Source organism: Flavicella marina, from assembly GCF_009193215.1.
GTDB lineage: Bacteria > Bacteroidota > Bacteroidia > Flavobacteriales > Flavobacteriaceae > Flavicella > Flavicella marina.
This window is the reverse complement of record NZ_VYVA01000001.1, coordinates 255,768-282,043: the sequence shown is the minus strand read 5'-3', so window position 1 is coordinate 282,043 and position 26,276 is coordinate 255,768. Positions and strand designations below refer to the sequence as shown.

Annotated in this window: 21 protein-coding genes and 1 pseudogene; 3 read left to right on the top strand and 19 right to left on the bottom strand. The window is 33.8% G+C overall.

The window, feature by feature from the left end; all coding sequences use genetic code 11:
- Window positions 1-3: 3 nt before the first annotated feature.
- From F6P99_RS01080 to F6P99_RS01060, 5 genes are all read right to left on the bottom strand, one after another.
- Entirely contained in the window at window positions 4-1,077 is a 1,074-nt protein-coding gene (locus F6P99_RS01080; RefSeq protein WP_152285593.1) for a mannose-1-phosphate guanylyltransferase, read from the bottom strand.
- Window positions 1,070-1,666 carry a SprT-like domain-containing protein gene (locus F6P99_RS01075; RefSeq protein ID WP_193315967.1) on the bottom strand — a complete coding sequence of 199 codons (597 nt, stop codon included), beginning with the start codon at window positions 1,664-1,666 and terminating at the stop codon, window positions 1,070-1,072. The genes F6P99_RS01080 and F6P99_RS01075 overlap by 8 nt, the downstream gene beginning before the upstream one ends.
- A 9-nt stretch (window positions 1,667-1,675) precedes the next feature.
- Window positions 1,676-2,356: an SDR family NAD(P)-dependent oxidoreductase gene (locus F6P99_RS01070; RefSeq protein ID WP_152285592.1), complete on the bottom strand. Its 681-nt coding sequence runs from the start codon at window positions 2,354-2,356 to the stop codon at window positions 1,676-1,678.
- A gap of 11 nt (window positions 2,357-2,367) precedes the next feature.
- Window positions 2,368-3,876: a hypothetical protein gene (locus tag F6P99_RS01065; protein WP_152285591.1), complete on the bottom strand. Its 1,509-nt coding sequence runs from the start codon at window positions 3,874-3,876 to the stop codon at window positions 2,368-2,370.
- 74 nt (window positions 3,877-3,950) lie between these two features.
- Entirely contained in the window at window positions 3,951-4,979 is a 1,029-nt protein-coding gene (locus F6P99_RS01060) for a glutaminyl-peptide cyclotransferase (protein WP_152285590.1), read from the bottom strand.
- 122 nt (window positions 4,980-5,101) lie between these two features.
- Between F6P99_RS01060 and F6P99_RS01055 the strand changes: the two genes are divergently transcribed.
- Together F6P99_RS01055 and F6P99_RS01050 are read left to right on the top strand one after the other, a co-directional pair.
- On the top strand, window positions 5,102-5,353 hold the full coding sequence (locus F6P99_RS01055) for a type B 50S ribosomal protein L31 (protein WP_152285589.1): 252 nt from the start codon (window positions 5,102-5,104) through the stop codon (window positions 5,351-5,353).
- 220 nt (window positions 5,354-5,573) lie between these two features.
- Window positions 5,574-7,439, top strand: a complete 1,866-nt coding sequence (locus F6P99_RS01050; protein WP_152285588.1) for a SulP family inorganic anion transporter — start codon at window positions 5,574-5,576, stop codon at window positions 7,437-7,439.
- 63 nt (window positions 7,440-7,502) lie between these two features.
- On the opposite strand, the gene F6P99_RS01045 is transcribed toward F6P99_RS01050, so the two are convergent.
- The 4 genes from F6P99_RS01045 to F6P99_RS01030 all read right to left on the bottom strand — a co-directional run bounded on the left by F6P99_RS01045 (window position 7,503) and on the right by F6P99_RS01030 (window position 13,416).
- Entirely contained in the window at window positions 7,503-7,931 is a 429-nt protein-coding gene (locus F6P99_RS01045; protein ID WP_152285587.1) for a hypothetical protein, read from the bottom strand.
- An 88-nt stretch (window positions 7,932-8,019) separates the two neighbouring features.
- A complete protein-coding gene (locus tag F6P99_RS01040; RefSeq protein WP_152285586.1) occupies window positions 8,020-10,566 on the bottom strand; it encodes an AsmA-like C-terminal region-containing protein in 2,547 nt (848 codons plus the stop codon).
- Window positions 10,567-10,941: 375 nt separating this feature from the next.
- A complete protein-coding gene (gene lysS / locus F6P99_RS01035; protein WP_152285585.1) occupies window positions 10,942-12,639 on the bottom strand; it encodes a lysine--tRNA ligase in 1,698 nt (565 codons plus the stop codon).
- Between the two features lie 270 nt (window positions 12,640-12,909).
- Window positions 12,910-13,416 carry a DUF456 domain-containing protein gene (locus F6P99_RS01030; RefSeq protein WP_152285584.1) on the bottom strand — a complete coding sequence of 169 codons (507 nt, stop codon included), beginning with the start codon at window positions 13,414-13,416 and terminating at the stop codon, window positions 12,910-12,912.
- 130 nt (window positions 13,417-13,546) lie between these two features.
- Here F6P99_RS01030 and F6P99_RS01025 point away from each other — a divergent pair, with 130 nt between their 5' ends.
- Complete coding sequence (locus F6P99_RS01025; protein WP_152285583.1) at window positions 13,547-14,026, top strand: energy transducer TonB; 480 nt, start codon at window positions 13,547-13,549, stop codon at window positions 14,024-14,026.
- 23 nt (window positions 14,027-14,049) lie between these two features.
- Here F6P99_RS01025 and obgE read toward each other — a convergent pair whose 3' ends face one another.
- The 10 genes and pseudogenes from obgE to F6P99_RS00970 all read right to left on the bottom strand — a co-directional run bounded on the left by obgE (window position 14,050) and on the right by F6P99_RS00970 (window position 26,193).
- Complete coding sequence (gene obgE / locus F6P99_RS01020; RefSeq protein ID WP_152285582.1) at window positions 14,050-15,042, bottom strand: GTPase ObgE; 993 nt, start codon at window positions 15,040-15,042, stop codon at window positions 14,050-14,052.
- A gap of 32 nt (window positions 15,043-15,074) precedes the next feature.
- Window positions 15,075-16,189: pseudogene (locus tag F6P99_RS13450) on the bottom strand (adenylate kinase).
- 83 nt (window positions 16,190-16,272) lie between these two features.
- Entirely contained in the window at window positions 16,273-19,245 is a 2,973-nt protein-coding gene (secDF, locus tag F6P99_RS01005) for a protein translocase subunit SecDF (RefSeq protein WP_152285580.1), read from the bottom strand.
- Window positions 19,246-19,451: 206 nt separating this feature from the next.
- The gene (locus F6P99_RS01000) at window positions 19,452-20,324 is read right to left on the bottom strand and encodes an AraC family transcriptional regulator (protein ID WP_152285579.1); all 873 of its coding nucleotides are present in this window, start codon (window positions 20,322-20,324) and stop codon (window positions 19,452-19,454) included.
- Between the two features lie 348 nt (window positions 20,325-20,672).
- Window positions 20,673-21,155, bottom strand: coding sequence for a dihydrofolate reductase (locus tag F6P99_RS00995; RefSeq protein WP_152285578.1), 483 nt, complete (start codon window positions 21,153-21,155; stop codon window positions 20,673-20,675).
- A 77-nt stretch (window positions 21,156-21,232) separates the two neighbouring features.
- Window positions 21,233-22,777, bottom strand: coding sequence for a hypothetical protein (locus tag F6P99_RS00990; protein WP_152285577.1), 1,545 nt, complete (start codon window positions 22,775-22,777; stop codon window positions 21,233-21,235).
- A 33-nt stretch (window positions 22,778-22,810) separates the two neighbouring features.
- Complete coding sequence (locus tag F6P99_RS00985; RefSeq protein WP_152285576.1) at window positions 22,811-23,635, bottom strand: thymidylate synthase; 825 nt, start codon at window positions 23,633-23,635, stop codon at window positions 22,811-22,813.
- A gap of 116 nt (window positions 23,636-23,751) precedes the next feature.
- Window positions 23,752-24,357, bottom strand: coding sequence for a bifunctional nuclease family protein (locus F6P99_RS00980; RefSeq protein ID WP_152285575.1), 606 nt, complete (start codon window positions 24,355-24,357; stop codon window positions 23,752-23,754).
- Between the two features lie 99 nt (window positions 24,358-24,456).
- Complete coding sequence (locus F6P99_RS00975; RefSeq protein WP_152285574.1) at window positions 24,457-25,416, bottom strand: electron transfer flavoprotein subunit alpha/FixB family protein; 960 nt, start codon at window positions 25,414-25,416, stop codon at window positions 24,457-24,459.
- Between the two features lie 36 nt (window positions 25,417-25,452).
- Entirely contained in the window at window positions 25,453-26,193 is a 741-nt protein-coding gene (locus tag F6P99_RS00970) for an electron transfer flavoprotein subunit beta/FixA family protein (protein ID WP_152285573.1), read from the bottom strand.
- Between the last annotated feature and the right edge of the window lie 83 nt (window positions 26,194-26,276).

The following is a 26,276-nucleotide window of genomic DNA, read 5'->3' as shown; positions in this document are numbered from 1 at the left end:
ATATTAAATATCACCAAATTCTTTTTTTGCCTCGGCAGCAATTTCTTTAATATCTTGTTCGTTTTCTTTCGGACAAATAAGTAATACGCCGTCTTTTTCAGCCACAATATAGTTTGAGAGACCTTGTATTACTACTTTTTTATGTGTTTGTGTTTTTACGATGTTTCCTTCAGATTCTCTATAAATTGCTTCTCCACCAAGGGTCACGTTTTCTGTTTTGGTTTTTGCTTGTTTGTCATATAAAGACCCCCAAGTACCTAAATCATTCCATCCAAAATCTACAGGTAAAACATTAACGTTGTTGGCTTTTTCTATGATACCAAAGTCAATCGAAATATTTTCTGAATTCGCGTAATTTTTGTCAATAAACTCTTGTTCATTTGTCGTGTTCCAATCCGTAGCTCCTTGTTCAAATATCGCATACATGTCTGGTAAGTGTTCCTTGAAAGCTTTTATAATGCTTTTTGCTGTCCAAACAAAAATACCTGCGTTCCATAAATAATCTCCTTGAGCTAGAAACTCTTTTGCTGTTTCAAGGTTTGGTTTTTCTGTGAACTGTTTTACTTTTTTTACATCTTTAGATTCGTTTTCAAACTGAATATAACCATATCCGGTATTGGGAGAGTTTGGTTTTATTCCAAGTGTCATTAATATATCAGCTTCATTACATGCATCGAAAGAAGTTTGAATATTTCTGATGAATTCGTCTTCGTTTTCTATCCAATGGTCTGAGGGAGCAATTAACATAACTCCGTCTTTATTTTGGCTATATACCTTTAATGCCGTAGCTAAAATACATGGTGCAGTATTTCGCATCGCAGGTTCTAAAAACAACTGTTGTTCAGATACGTTTGGTAATTGATTTAAAACAAGATTTTTATAGTTTTTGTTAGTTGCAATGATCATGTTTTCTGTCGGAACCAATGCTTCCAAACGCATAAATGTTTTTTGAAGCAAAGAACTTCCTTTTCCGAGCATGTCATGAAACTGCTTTGGAGTTTCAGAGGTACTAATTGGCCAGAATCGAGATCCGATTCCACCTGCCATAATTACTGCGTAGTTGTTTTTGTTATTCATGTTGTTTTAAAGGTATTACCTCTGTGTTTTGGTTGATTAAGTATTTTTTATTCGTATTTGTATCTAAACAAATATATCTTGTGCGTCTTTTTTCGAGTAACTCGAATTGCCTGTTTTTTAACTTGAAACGGGTTCCATAACTCAATTCAAATATATAATTTTTATCTGAATCAATCTGGTTCTGTTTTAGTGCTAATGATAGATTTATGTCACTATCTGTACTGGCTTTGGCATTGAGTAAATATTTTGCCAAATGTGGTAAAACGGTGTCTGGATATACTTCAGGGTTCACAAATGGAAGCATCAATTCTTTGAATGTCATTTTCCATTCTTTTCCATGCGGTTGTACTTTACCGAAATTCTTATAAGTCACATAATGCGCAATTTCATGAACGAGTGTCAGCAAAAATTGTTTTGGGTTTAAATTTTCATTTACAGTGATTAAAAAGGTGCCATCTTTTCTTTTTCTGAAATCTCCATGTTTTGTACTGCGTTCTTTTTTTATCTGAATTTCAAAAGTATAAGTTTCGAGGTACTCTTTAACTTTTGAATGTGCAGCTTTTGGTATGTGATCAAATATATCTTGCAATTTTGGGTTTTATGGAGTTGTACTAGAAACTTGCAACACTTTTCCGTTGTAATATTTGTTTCCCGTAGTAGAAAAATCAAAAATATAAGCCGCCATTTCTTCGGGTTGTATTTGTGCTTGGTAACCAGGGAAGGCTTCTTGAAGCATCTCGGTTTGTACAGCTCCAATGGCCAAAACATTGAATGCGATGCCTTCTTCTTTGTACTCTTCGGCTAATAGTTCAGAGAGCGTAATTACGGCTCCTTTCGATGAGCTATAGGCTGCGAGTCCAGGAAATTTCATGCTTCCCTGTATACCACCCATACTACTGATGGTTACCACATGACTGCCTTTTTTAAGGTAGGGGAGTAGTGCTTGTGTTACAGAGGCTACAGCAAAAACATTAACTTTATATACATCAATGAAGTTTTGGGTAGTAGTATTCGAAAACTCCTTGTTTAATAAAGTTCCTGCATTGTGTATCAATACATCGACTTGTTGCCAGTTTTTGTCAATGAAATCAGCAACCAATTTCAGGTCATTTTTAGAAGTAATGTCTATTGCTAATGGCGTGATGTTTTTGTGCTTGATTTTTTTTAGCGTTTCAGCATTTCTTGAAAGCGCTAAAACATTGTAGTTTTTATTTGCAAAAAGCTGCACTAATTCAAAACCGATCCCTCTACTAGTTCCGGTAATTACTACGTTTTTCATATGTTTTTTCTTTATTCTTCGGTAGGGAAAATAATATGTTGGTATGCACCAATATCTGGTGCACTAGTTCTGTCTACTTCTAAAATGTCTAAAGGAGTTCTTGCCGCATTAGTAGCATCAGCTTTGTTGATAAAGTCACTTTCTTCACCAATGATAAATTCATTCAGCGAGGTGTCAAAATAGTTGGCTGATCCGTTTAACAAAATTTCAATATAGTGGTTGGTGTCTGTAAAATCATACAAAGGATCTGACGAGGTATTGGTGAATTTAATTGCACAATTTTGAAACAAATAATCAAAGGTGTCTGATTCGTTTTTTTCTAAAAATAATTCTTGACCACTATTTCCGTCAATAGCACTGTTTGTAATTGATACACTAAGGTTTGTACTGGTTTCTTCAGGGAAATCAAAGACTTTGGTATTACCTATTTGCACAGTACTTGCCCTACGAATACTACCTGACCAGTAATTTGCAAAAGTCGCATGGTTTACATCGTATGTACCTCCATTAACGATTGCTAGTGAAGCGTTTCTGGTGTTTCCGATCACTAAATTTTCGGCTGTAATATTCGAGTGGTTGGCTAATATTCCGTATTCAGAATTATTATAAATTTCAGCATTGTTTATTGATAGCGTAGGAGTAGATCCGTCGGTACTAAGTGAATCACATACAATTCCGAATGCGCCATTTCGAATACTTATGTGGTTTAGACTATTATTTTTACTTCCAGCTCTCAACCAAATCGCTTCCCATTGACCAGGTATTTCACTGAATTCAGGCTCTAAACGATCTCCTTCAATGGTAATTTTTTCGTCTAAGGTTCCGTTAGCTATTAAACTGGCGTCTTTTTCAATGACCAAAGCAGAATTTTTATGGAAATGAATTTTTTTGTTTTTCGCAATTGTGAGGGTTTTTCCAGACGCTAAACCACAGTAACCGTAAATAACGATTGATTTTTGATTTGCCTCATCGTTGAATATTGCAATTTCCTCATCTGTTAAATAATGTATTTTTCTCGTTGATGCATTTGAAATAAAATACGGAGTAATCGTATCGGTATCAATTTCATTATTGACATAAATAAAATGTGCGTCCTGCACAAGTGTAACCAATTTTACATCTTGCAATTTGTCTCCAGCATCAAAGACAATGGAGTCGGTATAAAGAGGACTTTCAGATGCGTAGTTTATTGTTCCTTCTATAAAAATATACAAGCTATCTTTCCCTCTTAACAATATATTTTGAAACGAAGTACCTGGTTGTCCATCAACATTTAATCGGTAGTAAGAATCTTGCCTTCCGAGATTGATAGATGGTATGTTGATATCGTCAGAACTTGGGTTGTATACTTTTAAAGCATAGGTGCTACTGCTAATATTAGAAAACACGGTGTCTAAAAAAACAGTATCGGTAGAAAAAGTTAAGTTTCCAGAACTCGGTATCGAGGTAAAATCTTTTCTACATGAAAAAGACAACAGCAAAATGACACATAAGCTTAGAAAAGTAAGTAAATTTCTCATCGAATATATTTTTGTAAAGATACATTATTTTGAACTCTACGAAGTAGGAATTATTTTGTTGTTCTAGCCTTGGCTTATTTTTTTACAAGTTCGATTTCAAAAGTTTTGTTCCAGTTTTTACCCGTGACAAATAATCGTTTAGATTCTTTATCGTAAGCGATTCCGTTTAATACATAAGACTTCGTAGTGTCTGGCTTGTCGATTTTCGCTCTTAAATTATTTAAATTAACAACTCCCTCAATAGTTCCGTTGGTACTGTTGATGATAATGATGGTGTTTTTTTGCCAAATATTCGCATATATTTTTCCGTCAATGTATTCTATTTCATTCAAGCTTTCTGCTTTCCTTTTGTTTGTATAAGCTTCTATAAAATGTTTTTCTTTTAAAGTTTCTGGATCTAGAAACCAAATTCTTTCTGTTCCATCAGATTTGATAAGTTCTTGGCCATTGTTTGTAAGTCCCCAACCTTCTTTGCTTTTTCCATAAGTAAAGCTTTTTAGTCGTTCAAATGTATCTAAATCGTACACAAACCCAGTATTCGCTTTCCAAGTAAGTTGGTATATTTTGTTATTAAAAATTGTAATACCTTCTCCAAAATATTTTTTATCCAATTCTTTTATCTGAAGAACTTTACCGGTGTTTACGTCTGTTTTTCTTATAGAAGATTCTCCATTTTGTCCTGTGCTTTCGAATAAATACCCATCGTGAAATTCAAATCCCTGGGTAAAAGCTTCATCGTCATGAGGGAATGTATTGATGATTTTATAACCGTAAACTACAGGTTTTTTAGATGCTAGAAAATAAATGGTATTGTTCAATGTTTTTTGTTTGCCGTCGAAGTATACTTCGGCTTTTAAAGCATGAACACCTAATATACGGTTTTCAATACTGATACTGCTATTGTTTGGTAGTGCTAGGTTTTTTCCGTCTAAGTAAAATTTTACTGAGTCATAGTTCTTTCCGTTTGTTTCTTTTACACTCAGTGTTAGTTTTTGGTCAATATTAATTTTTTTTGGACTGATGAATTTGAATTCAATATCGTCTCCACATGAGATAACTAACAAGCTGATGGATAAAAGTATAGTCGAAAATTTGATTGACATTTGCAGTTTTTTGAAGTTAAAATGATTTGATAACAAATAAAACAATTTATTTGTTTGTAATCTAAAAAATATCGTTAAATTTGCAGTCTCAAAAAAAGAATTAAAGATTAAAATATATAAAGATGAAAAAAGGTATACATCCAGAAAACTACAGAATGGTTGCTTTTAAAGATATGTCTAACAACGATGTATTCTTAACTCGTTCTACAGCAAATACTAAAGAAACTATCGATGTTGATGGAGTTGAATATCCATTGATCAAATTAGAGATCTCTAGAACATCTCACCCTTTCTATACAGGTAAATCTAAATTGGTTGATACAGCTGGTCGTATTGACAAGTTTAAAACTAAATACGCAAAATTTAAGAAATAATTTCTTAGATTTTTTTGAAATATATTTAAATCCTATCAATTTTTTTGGTAGGATTTTTTCTGCGTCGAAAACTTTCAATTATGAAACTTTTTCTTTTATCAATTCTATCAAAGCAATTATCTTTGCGCGCTGAAAAAGAGTAGTTGATGAATGTCATGTTATCAAATAAAATTTGAGGCTACTTTTGCTCGAGAATTGTTTAAGAACAAAAATCAAAAAAATGAAGAATTTATTTTCAAATTTTAAAGGAGATGCCTTTGGTGGTATCACAGCCGGAATTGTTGCATTGCCATTAGCATTGGCCTTTGGTGTTTCTTCTGGGTTGGGGCCAAGTGCTGGATTGTATGGAGCTATATTTTTAAGTTTTTTCGTGGCGCTATTCGGTGGTACTAATACACAAATATCAGGCCCTACGGCACCAATGACAGCTGTAAGTATGGTTATCATAGCTGGTATTATCGGAGCAAATAACGGTGATGTAGCAAAAGCATTGCCACTGATTCTCGGAGTTTTTGTTTTTGCAGGTATCATTCAAGTAGGACTGGGGTTGCTAGGACTTGGGAAATACATAAAATACATTCCTTACCCTGTGGTATCAGGATTTATGACTGCGATTGGTGTTATTATTTTGATTACGCAAATTTTACCAGCTGTAGGTTATTATCCAAAAGAAGATATAGCTTATGTTCAAACTTTTAAAGGTGAAGCTAAAGATGCAATTCTTCATAGGATTATCGATGATGCTGAGGGAGAAGAAATTTTATCGATTGGACATTTTGAGCAGTCTATTGAAAAATCTAAAAAGATTACAGAAGCTGATATTGACAAAGAGGCTAAATCTTTGGCAGCAAAAAATGCATCTGGAGTAATAGGTACGTTTAGAGTTTTACCAAATGCATTGCAACATATCAATTGGCTTGAGTTGGTTCTTGCTGCGAGTACGATCTTCATTATATTTGGATTTAAGAAAATAACAACGGCAATCCCAAGTACCTTAGTAGCATTATTAGTGGTTTCTGGAGTTGCTTTTGGTTTTGGGTTAGATTACAAGTCTATTCAAGAAATCCCAAGTGGATTGCCAATTCCAAATCTTGAAATTTTCACAAAATTTAGTTTGACTAGTTTTACACCTTATATATTTTCTGCAATAGCTTTGGCATTATTAGGTGCTATTGACTCTTTGCTTACGAGTGTTGTTGCTGATAGTATGACTAAAACGAAACACAACCCAAATAAAGAATTAATCGGTCAAGGTATAGGAAACTCAATCGGAGCTATTTTTGGTGGAATCCCTGGAGCAGGAGCAACGATTAGAACAGTTGTAAATATCAACTCAGGAGGAAAAACAAAATTATCGGGTATGATTTCTGGTTTGGTGTTGTTGGTAATATTATTGGCGTTGAGTCCGGTTGCCTCTAAAATACCTGCAGCAGTATTGGCCGGAATTTTGGTGACTGTTGGGATTGGAGTGATGGATTATAAAGGTTTAAAGGCTATCCCATCTTTACCTAGAGAAATGAAAGTAGGTCCGTTTATGTTGAGTTCTGAAGTAGTTATTATGGTAACTGTATTGTTATTATCTACTTTTTGGAATTTAGTAAATGCAGTTGGAATTGGACTGATCATTGCTTCATTGATATTTATGAAACGTATCGGTGATGTTACCGCAAGTCATTCGGGTGTAAAAACACTGAAAAATGAAGAAGGATGGAAAGATGAACAAAACTTTCCTGAAAATTTGAAGGAGCATGTTTATATCGAACGTGTAAAAGGTCCGTTGTTTTTTGGATCGACTAGTGATTTTCAGCAAATGTCGAAACAAATACCTAGTTCAGCTAAAGTAGTTGTATTGCGAATGTGCAGAATGCCTTACATGGATCAGACTGGGCTGTATGTAATCGAAGAAACGTTGGTCGAGTTAACCAATGCTGGAGTTATCGTTTTGATGGAAGGTTTGTTAGAACAACCTAGATATATGATGGAGAGAATTAAAACCATACCTAATATCATTCCAAAAGATCATTTATTTAAAGACTTTGATTCTTGTGTTGATTGGATGAAAAATCACATTGAAGAATTAAATTAAAAAAAAATCCTTTCGAATTTCGAAAGGATTTTTTTTGGATAGAGCTTATTGCTTAAGACAAAATTATTGTTTTTTTGTTTTGTGTTTTTGTTTGCTTTTTTTTTGCATTTCGGCTTTGTGTTTTTGCGAACGATACTCTTTCCATTGAGCATATTGGTCTTTTTTTAAGATGTCTTTTATTTTTTGTTGAAAAGCAATTTGATCATCTAGTTTTGCAATCATTTTTGAGTACAATTCATCGGTGCTCAATGTATTCTTATTCTTGCCTCTTTCTGCCATGGCAGCTTGTTTCTTTGTGTTCATCTCAAGAAGCACTGGTCTCATTTTCTCTTGTTGTGAACTCGACAAATCTAAAGCAAGTATCATTTTTTTAACGTCTAATGTAGTCTGTTGTTCAACTGTGAATTCTGGTTTTTTATGCTGTTTTTTCTGTGCTTGTGCGCTGAATACAAAACAACATAATAACGATAGTACTAAAAAGTGATTTTTCATGATATATTTATTTAAAGTTCAAACCTAAGACTTCAAGAATATAGAATGGTTTAATAGAAAAACACTTTTAACAAATTTTAACAAAACATCAGAAAAGCTTTTTCAATAAACTATTGGCTGCTTTCTCTAGTTCGCTTTCCTTCTTGTTACCATCTTTATCTTTGCTGTCACCTGTTAAAGATTTCAGTAATTTGTTTTTTTGTGATTCAAGTACTTTTCCTGAAACAGCTTTTAGTGCAGTCGAGTAATCAGGAACAACGTTGGGTTTGTTTACATTTCCGTTTAAGTTTATTTTGATAGGTACTTTCATATTTCTAACCTCTTCGTCTGAAAGTCCAGATAGCAAATTTGTAGCTTCTTTTCCCAGCATTTGAACCGGAATCTGCGTGTTGAGATTGTAGTTCATTTTATTGTCAAAACTATGCGAACCCTCTATTTTTATTGGTACACCATCATAGGTAGCGATTTTGAATGGTTGAAAAGAAATTGCACTGTTTTCGAATTTTATCGCAGTTTGAATTTTTTTCATGTCGAGTTTTTTGAAATCAACAAAGCTAAAATTGTTTTCTAGCAAACTCAATGCATTTGATTTTTTAGGATCTATTTCTTTGACTTGAAGTTTAGAGAGGCCATCACCGGTTAAACTGTTCATGTCTGGAAAAAAATCATTATCTAAACTTCCTGTTAGGTCCATGGAAGTAGACATTTTTCCATTAAATGCTTTTGCAAAGGGTGCAATAGAAGAGAATAAGTCTATGGTAGAAAACGATTCTACTATATCGAGCTCTTTTAAAGCCATTGAAAAGTCAAATACACTTGGAGTTGGTCTAGTGTCAACATTTCCTTCTAATGCTATAGTTCCACCCAATAATTTCGCAGAAGTGTTTTCAAAAATAGCTTTTTGATCTTTGATACGCATTGTACCACGCATGTTAGATAAAATGATATTATCATAACGCACCTTTTTTGCAAATACTTTTGTTGTGATGTTTATTTTTTCTGGTATTTTGATAGCTATACTTTCAGATGAGGTTGTTTCTTTTTGTTCGTTATCCGTATCAGCAATTTCAGTTTCACTAAGTAAGTCGAACGCATTTATGTTATTTGACATTATCGTGAACTCACCTGTTAGTTCTTTTTCACCAAATACAAATCCGATCAAATGGGTCAAGGTTCCTTTAGCATTTAAGTCACTTGTACCCGTTTTTGCATTAAATTTTTCGAGTTTAAAGTCTTTAGGAGTAAATTTTAAAGACGCCTCTTGAATTGCCATTGGATGCGGTAGCATGTCCGTTTCCACTTTCATGTTTTTTAGAGTAATGCTTCCTTTGTTGCCTATGTTTTGGTATAATTCTTTTTCTATTGCGCTTTGTGTAAATTCAGAATGTAAGTCAAATACAACGGTTCCTTCTAGTTTTTCCTCTAAGTTTAATGGATAGGCATTCGATAAATTGCCTAAGTTGATAGTACCTTTTAAGGCCGCTTTTACGTGCGGATTACTTGTAAGGTTGCTTATGTAACTGGAAGCTTTAAAGGTGTCTTGGTCTATTGTTGCATCAAATCGTTTTAAAGCTACTTGTGTATCATCAATGTTTCCTGTTTTATTATTGATGTTGGTGTCGATATAAATGTTAGATACAGATTTTGGTAAATCAGGATAATGAAAAGATGCATTATTTGTATTGATGTTGACGTTGAATTTTGGTACGGAAGTATCTGAGTAGACTCCTTTTGCTATTCCGTCGAAATTTAATTCTCCATTCGCTTCTACATCTGCAAAATTTGAAGAATAGGCAGAAGGAACTAAAGAGAGCAAGCTTTTGAATTTTGAACCTTTAGAATCGAAATCTAAATCCATTGCTATGCCGGTATCTGTTGGTTGAACATAGCCGTGGAAAGATAAGATTAAGTCATTGAAATGTGCTACGTTTTCTTCGAATGTTACCTTGAAACTAGTTAAGTCTAGGTTTATGTTAGCATCCCATGATAGTTTGGCGTTTTTAATGTAGCTCAAGTTTTCTGAAGAAAAACTGAAAGATTCAATCGATGAGAAAGTTTTTAGAAGTACGTTTTCAGAAGAGAAAGTACCTTTTCCGCTATGATTGAAGTTTTTTACATTGATTGAAATCAAACTCTTTTGATCTATGTAATTGAATTGAATGTTATGAAAACCGTAATCTTCTATGTGTAAAGATAAATTTGAGCTCGTGTTTGCAGCTGGTTCTGTTTGGGTGTTTTGACTTTGGTGGGTGATATCATAATTGCCTACACCTTCCTTGTTAGTTTTAATGTTTATGACAGCATCTGAGACAGAAAATTTATCTATCGTTAGTTTTTGTGAAAGTAAATTTTGGATAGAAGTTTCTAGTTGAACGTTTTTGAGATAAGCTAAAGTGTCACCTTTAAAAGGTGCGTTGTTTATTACGAGGACTTCTTTGAGGTCAATAGAGGCATCCGGGAAACTAGTGATGAAACTTAAAGAGATACTTTCAATGGTAAATTGTGCATTAATCGTATTGTTTACTTCAGTAATGATCTTTGCTTTTATTTGCTTTTTGAAAAATATTGGAGTGAGCACTAATATTAAAAATAGCAGTATTACCAGGGCTGATATTATTTTAGCAGTTTTTTTCATGAGTTTCTAATTTCTACGTTAAAAATACAACGTATTGTAATTCTAATCAGACAAAATCTCAAAAAAAAACCCACTCTGTGACCAGAGTGGGAAAATTGCTATGAAAAAGAAATTGGTGTTTGACCACCAACTGGTACAAATATACACAGAAAATGGAAAATGATTACCTGTTTTTATTTTTTTTAAAAAAATATTAACGTTTGTTCGTTTATGAATGGTTTATTTTTTTAAATAAACTGTCGTTTTTTTAGAAATTTTGGTTTTTTAAGGAGTGTGGTGTCTTAAGGTTTTGGGTTTTTGATTGGTGTTGGTTTACCTGCGCTTTAAAACAAAAAAGGCTGCTAATTAGCAGCCTTATAAATAGTTATGTTTTATTTATACTAGTTCAACGAACAATCCTTCATCAGTTTTGTTCACTAAAGCTAAATTATTTTTTGTCAAGCCTTTGATCGTTTTGTCCCATTTTTTATTAGATAGGCCAGATTGTGTTTTTAAATCTGTCAAAGCAATTTTATCAGCTTTTTCAATAAGCGCATAAACTGCTTTTTCTTCATCATTTAATTCAATAGCTGGGGCTTTTTTCTCAGGTCTCATTTGAGGAAAGAATAATACTTCCTGTATTGATTGATTGTTAGTTAAGTACATAATCAAACGATCCATCCCTATTCCTAATCCTGATGTTGGAGGCATTCCGTATTCCAGAGCTCGTAAAAAATCTTCATCGATAAAATTGGATGCTTCGTCATCACCACGCTCAGCAAGTTTTAACTGTGCTTCAAAACGTTCTCTTTGGTCAATAGGATCATTTAATTCAGAATATGCATTTGCTACTTCTTTACCACAAATCATTAACTCAAAGCGTTCAGTTAATTCAGGGTTGTCTCGATGTTCTTTACACAGAGGAGACATTTCTTTTGGGTAATCTGTAATAAACGTAGGTTGTATGTAGTTTCCTTCACATTTTTCACCAAACATTTCGTCGATTAACTTTCCTTTACCCATTGAGTTATCAACTTCGATACCCATTTCTATGGCAGCAGCTCTTAATTCATCTTCATTTTTTCCTGTAATATCGAAACCAGTAAAATGTTTGATAGAATCGGCCATGGTAACCCTTGCAAAAGGAGCTTTAAAACTTACTTGGTGTTCTCCGAAAACAACATCAGTAGTTCCATTCACTTCCATTGCACAATGCTCAAGTAAGTTTTCTGTGAATTCCATCATCCAGTTGTAGTCTTTATAGGCTACATATATTTCCATCGCGGTAAACTCTGGATTGTGAGTTCTGTCCATTCCCTCATTTCTGAAGTTTTTAGAAAACTCGTATACTCCATCAAAACCACCAACGATCAGTCTCTTTAAGTACAATTCATTGGCAATTCTCATATATAATGGAATGTCTAATGAGTTGTGGTGCGTGATAAAAGGTCTTGCCGATGCACCACCGGCAATTGGTTGTAGTACTGGTGTTTCAACTTCAAAATAACCAGCATTATTGAAGAAAGAACGCATCGCGTTGAAAAGTTTTGTTCTTTTTACGAAAACTTCTTTAACTTGAGGGTTTACCACCAAATCAGCATAACGTTGACGGTAACGCAATTCAGGGTCATTGAATTCATCATAGGTGTTTCCTTCACTATCTGTTTTTGGTAATGGTAGAGGTTTTAATGCTTTACTTAATAATTTAAAAGCAATAACTTTTACAGAAATTTCACCTACTTGTGTTTTAAATAATTCTCCTTCAATACCTACAAAGTCACCTAAATCTAATAATTTTTTAAAGACATCATTATACAATGTATTGTCTTCACCTTGGCAGATTTCATCTCTATTAAAATAGACTTGAATTCTACCTTCAGCATCTTGAATTTCAGCAAAAGAAGCTTTTCCTTGAATTTTCTTTCGCATCAAACGACCAGCAATTACTACTTTTTTACCTTCAGCATAGTTTTCCTTAATTGATTTAGAATAACTATCTACTGGAAATAGGTCAGCAGGATAAGGGTTAATTCCTAAAGCTCTTAATTTATCAAGCTTTTCTCTTCTTACAATTTCTTGTTCTGATAATTGCATGGTACTGTGTGTTTATAAGATGAATTTAATAGCTTGCAAAGATACTTAATGCAAAGTAAATTTTAAATATTTAATTCTAAAGATTCTCATCAATTAACGACCTCTAGAAAAGAATTCTACATTGAAAAGTAAAATTACTTGGGCAGAACAACAAAATCATTATCTTTGCTGTGTGTTGTTTTTGATACTTTACATATAAAGTATCGCGGTTTTTGTTGAAACCAGTGGAAAGCTTCCCTCATTTAGGGTTGCTTTTTTTTTGCTTTAGACTTAGCTAAAACTAAATATATCAGATTTATAAGTCCAAAAGGTTTGCATAAAATAATAGAAATAAAAGCCTCCTAAGACTAATTTTAATCCTGTAGAAAAGACAAAACCTATAAAAGAACCAACTGCAGCTTTAAAGGCTTTCTGAATATCTGCACTGTCTTCGATTAGTTCACCAATAAAAGCCCCGATAAATGGACCTACAATAATACCAATGGGAGGGAAGAATAGTCCAATAACTAATCCAATAGTGGAACCCCAAATGCCTTTTTTAGTTCCTCCAAATTTTTTTGTTCCCACAACAGGTATGATGTAGTCGAGTAGGGTCACTAGGATGGCTATACCAAGTGTGATCCAGATGAATTTGTTGTCGTTTGGTACCGCTCTTGTTCCATACAATAATAATAAACCTATCCAGCTTATGGGTGGGCCAGGTAAAATTGGTAACAGTGCACCGAGTATACCAAGGGTGATGCAAAATAATCCTAAAATCGTAAGTAGCATGTCCATAGTAAATAGTTTATGCAATAATAGCGCCAAGATACTATAAATAATGGAGTTGATAAGCTGTGGATAATCTGTTTTGATCTCTCTTTAAAAATCGAATAAAAATCGTATTTTCACTTATCAAATCTAACAAATGTATTTGAGAAGTATTCTTTTTACAATCGTAGTGTGGAGTTTTATTTCTTGTGACTTTATCGAAAAGGCCACAGGGATTTCTTTTCAAGAAAAGTCGGTAGATACTGTTATTGATTATTCGCATGTAGATGAGTATCCGGTTTTCCCGGCTTGTAAGGAGTTGATTGATTCAGATAAGAAAAATCGTTGTTTTGTCAATAACCTCTATGTGATTTTTTCGGATAATTTATTGGCACATACCTTTGGAGTACCTGATTGTGTTGATGAAACGGTTGTGGTAAAATTGATAATTGATAAAAATGGTACCACGAAACTGTTGAGTATTATCTCTTCTGAAGTCATAAAGGAACATATTCCGAACTTAGAAGTCTTAGTAAGAGGCAGTATTGAGAAAATTCCAAAACTATTTCCAGCGATAAAAAGAGGTATTCCTGTGGCTACGGTTTATGAATTACCAATAGTTATAAAATTAAAATAGAGATGTTTTCACATCTCTATTTTTTATTGATTTAATAATTGCCAAACTTTATCTTTTAATTCCATGATACCTATGTGGCCAAGCGATGAAAAGAAGATTGTTTCGATGCCTTCTGGCAATTCTTGTTTTATTTCTTCTTTGAGCTCATCATCTAGCATATCTGATTTAGAAATGGCAAGCAATCTATCTTTATCTAATAATTCGGGATTGTGTTTTTTCAATTCATTCAATAGAATTTGATATTCACTTTTTATATCGTCAGAATCTGCTGGAATTAAAAAGAGTAGTGCTGAATTACGTTCAATATGACGTAAAAATCGATGTCCTAATCCCTTTCCTTCAGAGGCTCCTTCAATAATCCCAGGAATATCTGCCATCACAAAACTTTGGTGGTTACGGTAGTCAACAATTCCTAGATTAGGTTTCAAAGTCGTAAATGCGTAATCAGCAATTTTAGGCTTAGCCGCTGTAATTGTCGCTAATAACGTTGATTTTCCTGCGTTAGGGAAACCCACCAAACCAACATCAGCTAATAATTTCAATTCAATTTGAAACCAACCCTCAACACCAGGTAATCCAGGTTGTGCATAACGAGGTGTTTGATTTGTAGCAGATCTAAAATGCCAGTTTCCTAAACCACCTTTTCCACCTTCACAAAGAATTACTTCTTGTTCATGTTCAGTGATTTCAAAAAGTATTTCTTGTGTTTCAACATCTCTTACAATTGTTCCTAGAGGAACTTCAAGGTATTTGTCTTCTCCATCTGCACCAGTACTTCTACTTTTACTACCATGACCACCTTTTTCGGCTCTGGTGTGCTTTAAGAAGCGTAAGTGGTGTAAGGTCCACATACCTTTGTTCCCTCTCAAAATTACGTGTCCCCCACGACCTCCGTCACCACCATCTGGTCCCCCTTTGGTGATAAATTTTTCTCTATGAAGATGGGTTGACCCACCACCACCATCACCCGATGATGCATAGATTTTAATATAATCAATAAAATTTCCGTCAGTCATGTTTGAGAGGCGTGTTTGTAGTTAGTACAGTTTTATAAACTGTCTATCACATTAGAAATTAATACAGTGATGTCTTCGATAGAACCTACACCGTTAATTCCGTAATATTTGTTTTGTTGGTCGTAGTAATCTTTTACAATTGCTGTTTTTGTGTTGTATTCATTGAAACGATTTCTAATTTTTGATTCGTCTTGGTCATCAGCTCTACCTGATACCTTTCCACGTTCTAACAGACGACCCACTAAAACATCTTCTTCAACTTCTAAAGCAATCATTCCGTTAATAGTTTCGTTTTTTTCAGCTAAGAAAGAATCCAATTCAGCAGCTTGAGATTCTGTTCTTGGGAATCCATCAAAAATAAATCCATTCGCATCTGCATTTTTTTCTACTTCAGCTTTTAACATATTGATTGTTACCTCGTCTGGAACCAAGTTACCGTTATCGATGTAAGATTTTGCTAAAACTCCTAATTCAGTTTCGTTTTTAATGTTAAAACGGAAAACATCTCCTGTAGAAATGTGAACTAAATTGTATTTGTCTTTTAATACGTCTGCTTGTGTTCCTTTACCTGCACCTGGAGGGCCGAATAATACGATGTTTTTCATGTTTATTATTTTGATAATTTATAAATTTCAGGAAGATTTCTTCCTAGTCCGTCATAATCTAATCCATACCCGACGATGAAATTGTCAGGAATCTCGAACCCAACATAATCGATATGGAGTTCTTTTTTGAATACTTCAGGTTTGAAAAATAGACTCACAATTTTCAAGTCCTTTACATTTGCCTCTCCTAATATCTTGTAGATTTCTTGAAGCGTTGTGCCGGTATCAATGATGTCTTCTAAAACGACAACTGTTCTACCAGTTAAATCTTCATTGATGCCCAATAATTGTTTTACTTTTCCCAAAGATTGTGTTTTTTCATAAGAAGCCAATTTGATAAACGATATTTCGCATTCACCTTCATAAGCTCGCATAAAATCGGCAGCAAAAATAAATGCTCCGTTCAAAATACTTACAAATATTGGGGTTTCGTTTTGCAATGTAGCTTTTAACTCTTTTGCAAGTGTTTGAACCCTTTTTTGTACCATTTCTTTATCTATATAGATATCAAAAGTATGGTCATGTATTTTTATAGATTTCAATGCTTTTATCTTTTGTTAAAAAAAAACACAAAACCGTCTTCAAGAAAATTTGAAGACGGTTTACCATATATAATTATGGTAGTTTATTTATTTTTTTTTCCTTCTTTGTTAGAGGTGTCAAACATTATTGGTGATGCCACAAATAATGATGAGTATGTACCAACTAATACACCGATGATCAATGCAAACATAAATCCTCTGATTGAATCTCCACCAAAGATGAAAATAGCCAACAATACGATTAACGTTGTTAAAGAAGTGTTGATTGTTCTTCCTAATGTACTGCTCAAAGCTTTGTTTACAACTTCACTGTATTTCCAGCTATCGTGTAATTTCGAGTACTCTCTAATTCTATCAAATATTACTACGGTATCATTCAGAGAATAACCTACAACAGTTAAGATGGCTGCAATAAATGATTGACCAATTTCCATATCAAAAGGCATTACTTTGTATGCAATAGAGAAAATAGATAATACAATCAAAACATCGTGGAATACTGCCGCTACAGCACCTAAACTGTATTGCCATTTTTTGAATCGTAATAAGATGTATAAGAATACAACTAATAACGATCCTAAGATAGCCCATTGTGCTGCATCTTTAATATCATCTGCGATAGTAGGCTCAACTTTAATGGCGTTGAAAACTCCAACTTTTTGTCCATCAAACCCACCGTTGAATTCTTCTAAAGTAGTTCCGTCAGGTAAATAAGCTTTTACACCTTCGAATAAAGAAGTTTGTACTTCTTCATCTACGCGCTGTCCTTCTTCGTCAATTCTATATTTTGTAGTGATCTTTAATTGATTGCTTGTTCCATAAGTTTTTACTTCCGGAGAACTTCCAAAAACATCTTTCAAACTATTCGCAACTTCAGCAGAGTTTACAGGTTGTTCAAAACGAACAACGAAAGAACGTCCTCCAACAAAGTCAACTCCATAGTTTAATCCATTTGTAAACAAAGAACCTAATCCTAATACGATTACTGTACCAGAGATTACATACATCAACTTACGTTTCTTTAAGAAATCTACATTGATTGTAGTAAACCATTTTTTTGTGATTCCGGTGTTGAATGTCAATGTTTGTCCTTTTCCAGAATAAGCATCGATGAACAAACGAGTAATAAAGATTGCTGTGAATAATGATGTAGCAATACCAATCATTAAAGTAGAAGCAAATCCTTTAACAGGTCCAGTTCCGAATACAAATAAGATAAGTCCAGTTAATAACGTAGTAACGTTGGCATCTAAAATAGAAGACAAGGCATTACTAAATCCATCACTAATTCCTTCTTTTAAAGTTTTTCCTCTTGCAAGTTCTTCTTTGATGCGTTCAAAAATAAGCACGTTGGCATCAACCGACATACCAATTGTTAATACAATACCTGCAATTCCAGGCAAAGTTAAAACTGCTCCGAAAGCAGATAAAATTCCAAAGATAAATAAGATGTTTACTAGCAAAGCAACATTGGCAAAAATACCTGCTTTACCATAGTAGAAAATCATCCATATCAATACCAATAATAATGCCAATACAAAAGATTGGATACCACTATCGATAGCTTCTTGACCTAATGATGGTCCTACGATTTCTGACTGAATGATGTGTGCAGCAGCTGGCAATTTACCTGCTTTTAATACGTTTGCTAAATCTTGAGCCTCTAAAACTGTAAAGTTTCCTGAGATCGAAGTTCTTCCTCCTGTAATAGCTGTATTTACTCGAGGAGCTGTATAAACGTAATCATCTAAAACAACAGCAACAAAGTTTCCAACATTTTCAGAAGTCATTTTTGCCCATAATTTAGAACCTCTAGAGTTCATAGTCATGCTTACTTCTGGGTTGGTACCCAATTGGTCGTATTCTTGTGAAGCATTGATAATAACATCCCCTTGAATAGGAGCTTCATCTTTTCTATTTGATTTAATAGCATACAAGTTAATAACTTCAGTATCTTTTATAGGCTTAGCATCCCATAAAAACTTTACATGCTTCATTTCTGGAGATAACAATGCTCTTACCTCTTTCAATGCCAAATATTGGTTTACAGTGGCAGTGTCTATAACAGCAGCAGTACCAATAATTGAGCTTAATTCGTTTTGACTTCTAGGGATTCTAGGGTATAAAACAGAGAATAAATTTTTTGTTTCTTTTACATCAGTAGAGTCTTTTACTTCACCTAATAAGTCATCTATTTCACTCGCCTCGTCGTTCTTTGCTTCTTCATTTGAAGTTGAGTCGTCTTTGTAAAGTTCAGTTACTTTAGCGTTTGCAGCGTATAAAAACTGAGCTGTTTCTTGGTTTGTATATACTTCCCAAAATTGTAATTCAGCTGTAGATTGTAATAGTTTTTTTACACGTTCGATGTCTTTTGCACCAGGTAATTCAATCAAAATTCTTCCTGAATTACCAATTCTTTGGATGTTTGGTTGTGTAACACCAAATTTATCAATTCTACTTCTTAATACTTCAAAAGCTGTATTGATTGATCCGCTAATTTCTTCACGGATTGCATCTTTTGTTTCTTCGTCTGTCTTTTGGAAGTTAATTTTTTCTCTTAAAGATTTGTTACCAAAAATATCAGGAGCGTTCAATTTATCGTTTCCTGTAGCTAGGTTGTCAAATTCTCTAAAAAACAAATCTAAATAAGATTCTGTACTGTTTTTTTGAGCAGCCGAAGCAGCTTGTAAGGCTTTGTTAAAAGTTTCATTTTTAGAATTGTTAGACAATCCTATCAAAATGTCTTTTACAGAAACTTGTAATGTTGCATTAATTCCACCTTTTAAGTCTAAACCTAAATTGATTTCTTTGTCTTTGATGTCGTTGTAGCTGAATGTAAATCCAAATTTATCTACAACAGGAATATTTGCAACAGAATCAAGATATTTTCTCTCGAATTTAGCCAATGCTCTTCCGTCGTTTTCGTCGGCATTTGCAATTGCATATTCTTTAGCATCCTTTTCAACACCACCAGCTAACCATGTAAATGATAATTGGTATAAACTAACTATTCCAAAAAGGATTGCGAATAGTTTAATAAGCCCTTTGTTTTGCATTCTTTATTCTCTTAAATTTTATAAACGTGCAAATATAGTATTTCAATTATGAAAAGACAATTTTTTATAGTTTTAATTTAAGGGGCTGAACTATTTGAAGTTAGCTAGAGAATTGTTGGTTCTTTAGTGTTTTTTTGTTTTTTATTTTTCCAATTTTCTTTTGAAATGGCGTGCTGATTTTTTTCGTTTTTTCAAGGGATTTTGAGTTAACTGATCAATCTTTTCATCTCGTTTCTATAGTTAGATGGACTCCATCCTGTTTTCTTTTTGAAAATTTTGTTGAAATGAGAAAAATTATTGAAACCACTTTCATAGCAGATATCTGTGATACTTGTTGGCTTCTCTGCCAATAATTTTGATGCATGTACGATGCGATATTCATTGACCAATGCCGTAAATGTTTTACCTGTAACTTTTTTTAGATACCTACAAAAAGATGGGGGAGTCATGTTTACTTCATTAGCAATGTCTTCAAGACTAATATGACTTTTGAAATTTTTTGTAATGTATTTAAAGATTTGATCTACTCTATCGTTGTCTTGTTGGTAAACTTCCATTGCAAAATCTTGTGCGTTCAGCAATGTGTAGTTTTCTGTAATTGCTAATTCTTGTAAAATTTCAATTAATTTCAATAAGCGTTCGATTCCTTGGTAATTTACAAGTTTTGTGATTTTTGGACCTACTTCTTTTTTTACTGCAGGGTTGAATAACATTCCCATTTTTGCACGTTCAAAAAGTTTATGGATTGCCTCCATTTCGGGTAGATGTAAAAATTCTTTTCCTAGAAAGTCGGGTTTCATTTGAACAATCGTTTCACTACCGTTAATAGTTAACCTGTCCGTAAACCCCATATGGGGTAAATTAGAACCAATCAATAAAAGTTGGCTATTTTTAAAATATGAGATATGGTTTCCGATGTGTCTTTTACCACCACCGTTATTAACGTACACCAATTCTAATTCTGGATGAAAATGCCAAAACTGAAAGCGATCTTTAACAGATTCTTTGTAGTGATGTATTAAAAATGAACTTCCAAAATCGGGTTCTATTTTTCGTAATGTGGGTTTGTTACCAAGCATCTTGTATTTTTAATCAAAAATACTCAAAATCAATGTTTCTTCTATGTTATTTTATCGTAAATAAAACTTAAGAAAACGTTGTAGGTTAAAATAAGACATGTATTAGGCAATTATGATGAGGTGTTTTTCTTTTATTCGATTGTATCTTTGCAGTATAAAATTTGAATATAATTTCAAGTTTGTTTGATGGAAAGTCGGAGTGGTTACCAACGAGTACTCAACAAACGTTACAAAGAGTTATTTTTCAAAATATTGGTTTAAGTTTAGTTGAAAAAGGAGTAATCGTTGAGATTACTCCTTTTTTTTTCTTGTGATTTCCAAAAAAAAGCCTCTTATTCCTAAAAAAAGTTAGTTTCGAGTGTAGCTTACAAAGCTATAGTTGTAGTTGTTTTTCTCGTCTTTATAAAAATATTCTCTTTTTGTCTCTTTCCAAACTGTGGTGTCGATCTCTGGAAAAAATGCATCCGCTTCGAATTGATAGTGTACTTCTGTGATGTCTAGTTGGTCAACTTTATCGATGGCTTCTTTGTAAATTTGTGCTCCACCTATAATAAAAGGAGAATCGTCTTCTTTTGCAATTTCTAGAGCAGCATCTAAAGAATTTACTACAATACAGCCTGTTGCTTTGTAATTCGGGTTTCGAGTGATAATCACAGTTGTTCTATTTGGCAATGGTTTTCCTATAGATTCATAGGTTTTTCTACCCATGATGATATGATGCCCAGTCGTGGTTTTACGAAAGCGAATCAAATCTGCAGGTAAATGCCAAATCAAATCATTGTCTTTTCCGAGGGCGTTGTTTTCTGCGATCGCAGCAATTATTGTAATCATTAATATTCACATTATTGTATTGGGTGCGAATTTAAAAATTAATTTTTGAATATAGATCGAAACTAGCTTGATGGTAATCAAAAGTTATTTCGATTCATATAGCTAGTCTTTGGTTCATATATTTGTTTTTGTTGTGGCTCTGGGATAATAAGCGTAATAGGTAGACTGAATCTGATTTTTACTTTTTTTCCGTTATGAACTCCACCATAAGACATTTTCGGCAGTTTGCTGATGCACCGATAGGCTTCTGCTTTTAGTGCAGGGTGAGGTGCTTGAATTTTGATATCGTTTATTGTCCCTTCTGGGTATATTGTAAACATGCAGTAAATTCTTTTTCTACCAGGACTTAATCCTATGTTTTTAATCAAAGCACTGTTAAAGTTTTTGTTGATGTGGTTCGAAATACCCGATGAAAAACATTTTCTACCTTCAGTTAGATTTGTCGCTTGTTCGCAGTTTTTGTAAATAGGAATTCTTGTAAACAACAAGTTAGAACTTGTTTTTACAATAGTTTGCTCGTTTTCGTACGATAATACTTGTAAGGTATATGAATTTAATGGATGATGGTCTTCGGGGAGGTTTAGTTTTTCAACAGGAATTTTTTTAAAAACTTCGACTACGTTTTCGTTTACAGATTTTGAGCGTGCATTAGTTTTTATAGTGTTTATGTTGTTTTTTGAGTCGATGCTGAAATAGATCAGTAATTTATCATTAAGATCATTTAAATTATTTTTAGTGAAAACATCTGAAGGAAGGTTGTTTCTGAAAAACAAAGATATTTCGTTTTCAGAACTTGGTTTTGAGTTTTGTTTGAAGTCAGAATTAAATTGTTTCTGAAGTGGATTGTAAATGTTATTATTTTGGCTAGCATCTCCAATTTGATTGATGGAACAAGTAATGTCGGATTGGTCCAATAAATTGATCACAAATTTGTCTGTAGTTGAAATATTTTGATTGTCAATACTTCCTGGGGTTATTGAAGGCTCGAATAAATTAAAGATTCTGTCTATTTCATTATTGTATACCTCAGATTTATCTTTGAAATTTCGTTTTAGTTTACCTGATGAGGTAATTTTATATTTTATATTGATGTAATCAGCGTTTTTATTTGGGAGTAATTCATTGTTTATTGTACAAGAAAAATGATTTCTGAGTTCGTTAGAAAAGCAACGTCTTTGATCAGGATATTGTTTGTAAGTATTACATTTAGTAATGCTTGCATTTTTTTCTTCGGAAACAACATTACTGCAGTTGAATTTTGGTTTTGAGCCTTTTTTATGGATGATTAGAAGTCCGTATTTTACTGATGTATCTGGTGTAGTAGTAATTAACTTGCTGATTGGGTATGCCTCAAAAGCTTTTTGAAGTGCAGTCTCTAATTCTTTATTATAATTAGTGGTTTTGAATTGGTAGATGTCGTTGTTTTTGTCAACGCAAAAAGTAGCTCTTATAATGTCTGCTTTTTGTGGGAAGCTAACTTTTTTTAGAAGTTTTTTTGAGATGGTCTTTTTTAGGTATAGCGCCAAATCATTTTTTTCACTTGTGTCAAATATGTCATTTGATTGTGAAAATATTGTGATGCTGAAAAGTAGTAGACAGCAAAGAAGAATGTTGTTTTTCATGGCAAAATTATTTTTGCCATAAATATAGAAAAATTATACAGACACCGCTCCTTTGATTACCGGATGTGGGTTGTAACCCTCCAATGTGAAATCGTCAAATGTAAAATCAAAAATTGAAGTTATTTCTGGGTTGATTTTCATGTTTGGTAGCGGTCTTGGATCTCTCGAAAGTTGCTCTTCTATTTGGTCGAAATGGTTTGTGTAGATATGCGCATCACCAAATGTATGTATAAAATCGCCTGCTTCGAGACCTACAACTTGTGCAATCATCATAGTCAATAGAGCATAAGATGCTATGTTGAAAGGTACACCTAAAAAGATATCTGCACTTCGTTGGTATAATTGACAAGATAACTTTCCGTCTGCTACATAAAATTGAAAGAATGCATGGCATGGGGGCAAGGCTGCTTTGTTGTTTGCTACATTTTCTGAAAACGAAACGGTAGTGTCTGGAAGTACACTTGGGTTCCATGCAGAAACCAACATGCGTCTACTATTTGGGTTGGTTTTTAGTGTTTCGATTAGCTCTGCAATTTGATCAATTTCTTCGCTATTCCAACTACGCCATTGATGACCGTAAACAGGTCCTAAGTCCCCGTTTTCGTCAGCCCAAGCATCCCAAATTTTAACCCCGTTTTCTTTTAAATAAGCAATGTTCGTTTCTCCTTTTAAAAACCAAAGCAATTCATGGATGATAGATTTAAGATGTAGTTTTTTTGTGGTAACCATAGGGAAACCTTCAGATAAGTCAAATCGCATTTGATAACCAAATACGCTTTTTGTTCCTGTACCCGTCCTATCTCCTTTAAAAACACCATTTTCTTTTACGTGTTTTACCAAATCTAAATATTGCTTCATGCGGTTTTGTTTTTTAATCGAGAAATAAATCTGATCGCTTTGTTACAAAAATATAAAAAGCAAGTTTTTAAAAAAGCGTAGGTAATTTTATTTTTAAAAAGTAATTAACAGTGAGGTTATCTTTTGCTAATCTCGTCTCTAAGTTGAGCAGCAGTTTCGTAATCTTCTTGTTCAATTGCAATTTGTAATTGGTTGTGTAGCTCTTGCAATGACATGCTCTTTAAAGGGTTTTGAGTTTCTTCTTCAGTATCACTTAAGAGTTCGTCAAGTTCCATTTCACTGGTGTCGCTTACGATATCGTCTGCCTCTAATTTTAAAAAGATTCCTGCTTTTTCTAATATGGTTTCGTACGTGTAGATTGGAGCGCTAAAACGTATTGCCAAGGCGATAGCATCTGAAGTGCGAGTGTCAATTATTTCTTCGATACCGTCTCTTTCGCAGACCAGGCTAGAAAAGAAAACTCCATCAACAAGTTTGTGAATTATAACTCGCAGTATGTTGATTTGAAAGCGTTCTGAAAAAGTTTTAAACAAATCATGCGTCAATGGTCTCGGTGGTTTGATTTCTTTTTCAAGAGCTATGGCAATTGACTGGGCTTCAAAGGCTCCAATGATAATAGGCAAGGTTCTACTGCCTTTAATTTCCGTCAATACCAAAGCATATGCTCCGCTTTGTGTCTGGCTGTACGAGATTCCTTTTATGTCTAGTTGTACTAAACTCATAATAGTTAGTTGATGTAAAAATGTAAAAGACTGTTTATAAGATTTGCGCGAGTCAATTAGTATAAACAGTCTTATATAATGTCAAGGTATAAAAAAAACTTAGTTTTTAGAATTAAATTCTTTAAGTTTTTCAATTAATTGAGGTACTACCTCGAAAGCATCTCCTACAATTCCGTATTCTGCAGCTTTAAAAAATGGCGCTTCAGGATCGATGTTGATAACGACTTTTACTTTTGAAGCATTTACACCTGCTAGATGTTGAATGGCTCCAGAAATACCTATTGCAATGTATAAATTTGAAGCAACTGGTTTTCCTGTTTGACCAACATGTTCGTTGTGTGGTCTCCAACCTAAGTCAGAAACAGGTTTAGAACAAGCTGTTGCACCTCCTAATACTTCTGCCAAATCTTCAATTAGATTCCAGTTCTCAGGTCCTTTTAAACCTCTTCCTCCTGATACTACGATATCGGCATCAGCAATAGAAACTTTTCCTGCGTTTTTGTTAATTGCAGTTGAGTTTACTCCAGAGTTGGCAATTTCCGGTGAAAAATCTTCTTCTGTTGCTGCTTCGTCCGATGCAACCACACCAAAAGAATTTTTAGCCAAACCAATGACTTTTACAGCACTTGAAATCTCAGTATGACTAAATGCTTTATTTGAAAATGTTTTTCTTTTAACGGTAAACGGACTTGTGTTGCTCGGTGCTTCGATAACATTTGAAACATAACCAGCGTCTAAGATAGTAGCAACAGCAGGTGCAACATACAAACCGTTTGAGCTTGAATCTATAATTACAACTTCTGCATTTTCTTGTGTTGCGGCTTGCGCGATGATCGATGAAACTACTTTTGCGTTAAAAGTGCTTAACGTCTCATTGTTTACTTTGATTATTTTGTTTGCTCCGTATGTTGAAAGCTCACTTGCGTTTTCTGCATTTATAGTTAATGCAATTAATTGAGTGCTTAGTTGCTGAGCAATTTTTTTTCCATAAGAAACTGCTTCAAAAGCTATTTTTTTAAATTTTCCTTCCGATGATTCGGCAAAAACTAATACAGACATATATAATGTATTATAAATTATTCAATTTTTTTAAATCTAGATTACTTTTGCTTCGTTGTGCAAAACATCAATCAGTTCATCAACAGATGTTACAATTTTACAAGCAGATTTTTCAGCTGGTTTCTCAAACGAAACATCTTTAGTGCTTGAAGTAGCTTCGATACCCGGTAGAACCTGTAATGGTTTTTTACGAGCCATCATAATTCCACGCATGTTTGGGATACGTAAATCTTTTTCTTCTACGAGTCCTTTTTGTCCAGCGATTACAGCTGGAAGTTCTGTGCCTAGAGTTTCAGTTCCTCCATCAATTTCTTTTGATGCTGTAACAGAGGTGCCTTCAATTTCAAGGCCAACACAAGCATTGATGAAGTTGTAATCTAATAAGGTAGCCAAAGCTCCAGGCACTGTTGCTCCATTGTAGTCAATAGACTCTCGACCTGTTAAGATCAGATCATATGCGTTTGATTTGATGACCTCTGCCAATTGTTTTGCAACAGTGATCCCATCGGTTGCTTGCGCATCAATGCGAATCGCATCATCGGCACCAATTGCAAGAGATTTTCTTAAAGAAGGTTCTGTAGAAGCGTCACCAACAGTGATTACGGTAACAGAAGCACCTTGTTTTTCTTTGAACCACATAGCTCTTGCCAATGAGAATTCATCATATGGATTGATTACAAATTGCACTCCGTTTGAGTCAAACTCAGCATTTTCAGCAGTGAAATTTATTTTAGAAGTCGTATCGGGAACATGACTTATACATACTAATATTTTCATAGTTATAAAGACTTGTAAAGTTTTGTTTAAAAAGTACTGCGAAGGTACTGATTTTTTCAGTAAAAAAAGTTGTGGGAGTAGAT

Bases quoted from the DNA above. Each gene is read 5' to 3' on its own strand.
- F6P99_RS01080 (WP_152285593.1), bottom strand. From the start codon at position 1,077: ATGAATAACAAAAACAACTACGCAGTAATTATGGCAGGTGGAATCGGA.
- F6P99_RS01070 (WP_152285592.1), bottom strand. From the start codon at position 2,356: ATGAAAAACGTAGTAATTACCGGAACTAGTAGAGGGATCGGTTTTGAA.
- F6P99_RS01065 (WP_152285591.1), bottom strand. From the start codon at position 3,876: ATGAGAAATTTACTTACTTTTCTAAGCTTATGTGTCATTTTGCTGTTG.
- F6P99_RS01060 (WP_152285590.1), bottom strand. From the start codon at position 4,979: ATGTCAATCAAATTTTCGACTATACTTTTATCCATCAGCTTGTTAGTT.
- F6P99_RS01055 (WP_152285589.1), top strand. From the start codon at position 5,102: ATGAAAAAAGGTATACATCCAGAAAACTACAGAATGGTTGCTTTTAAA.
- F6P99_RS01050 (WP_152285588.1), top strand. From the start codon at position 5,574: ATGAAGAATTTATTTTCAAATTTTAAAGGAGATGCCTTTGGTGGTATC.
- F6P99_RS01045 (WP_152285587.1), bottom strand. From the start codon at position 7,931: ATGAAAAATCACTTTTTAGTACTATCGTTATTATGTTGTTTTGTATTC.
- F6P99_RS01040 (WP_152285586.1), bottom strand. From the start codon at position 10,566: ATGAAAAAAACTGCTAAAATAATATCAGCCCTGGTAATACTGCTATTT.
- lysS (WP_152285585.1), bottom strand. From the start codon at position 12,639: ATGCAATTATCAGAACAAGAAATTGTAAGAAGAGAAAAGCTTGATAAA.
- F6P99_RS01030 (WP_152285584.1), bottom strand. From the start codon at position 13,416: ATGGACATGCTACTTACGATTTTAGGATTATTTTGCATCACCCTTGGT.
- F6P99_RS01025 (WP_152285583.1), top strand. From the start codon at position 13,547: ATGTATTTGAGAAGTATTCTTTTTACAATCGTAGTGTGGAGTTTTATT.
- obgE (WP_152285582.1), bottom strand. From the start codon at position 15,042: ATGACTGACGGAAATTTTATTGATTATATTAAAATCTATGCATCATCG.
- secDF (WP_152285580.1), bottom strand. From the start codon at position 19,245: ATGCAAAACAAAGGGCTTATTAAACTATTCGCAATCCTTTTTGGAATA.
- F6P99_RS01000 (WP_152285579.1), bottom strand. From the start codon at position 20,324: ATGCTTGGTAACAAACCCACATTACGAAAAATAGAACCCGATTTTGGA.
- F6P99_RS00995 (WP_152285578.1), bottom strand. From the start codon at position 21,155: ATGATTACAATAATTGCTGCGATCGCAGAAAACAACGCCCTCGGAAAA.
- F6P99_RS00990 (WP_152285577.1), bottom strand. From the start codon at position 22,777: ATGAAAAACAACATTCTTCTTTGCTGTCTACTACTTTTCAGCATCACA.
- F6P99_RS00985 (WP_152285576.1), bottom strand. From the start codon at position 23,635: ATGAAGCAATATTTAGATTTGGTAAAACACGTAAAAGAAAATGGTGTT.
- F6P99_RS00980 (WP_152285575.1), bottom strand. From the start codon at position 24,357: ATGAGTTTAGTACAACTAGACATAAAAGGAATCTCGTACAGCCAGACA.
- F6P99_RS00975 (WP_152285574.1), bottom strand. From the start codon at position 25,416: ATGTCTGTATTAGTTTTTGCCGAATCATCGGAAGGAAAATTTAAAAAA.
- F6P99_RS00970 (WP_152285573.1), bottom strand. From the start codon at position 26,193: ATGAAAATATTAGTATGTATAAGTCATGTTCCCGATACGACTTCTAAA.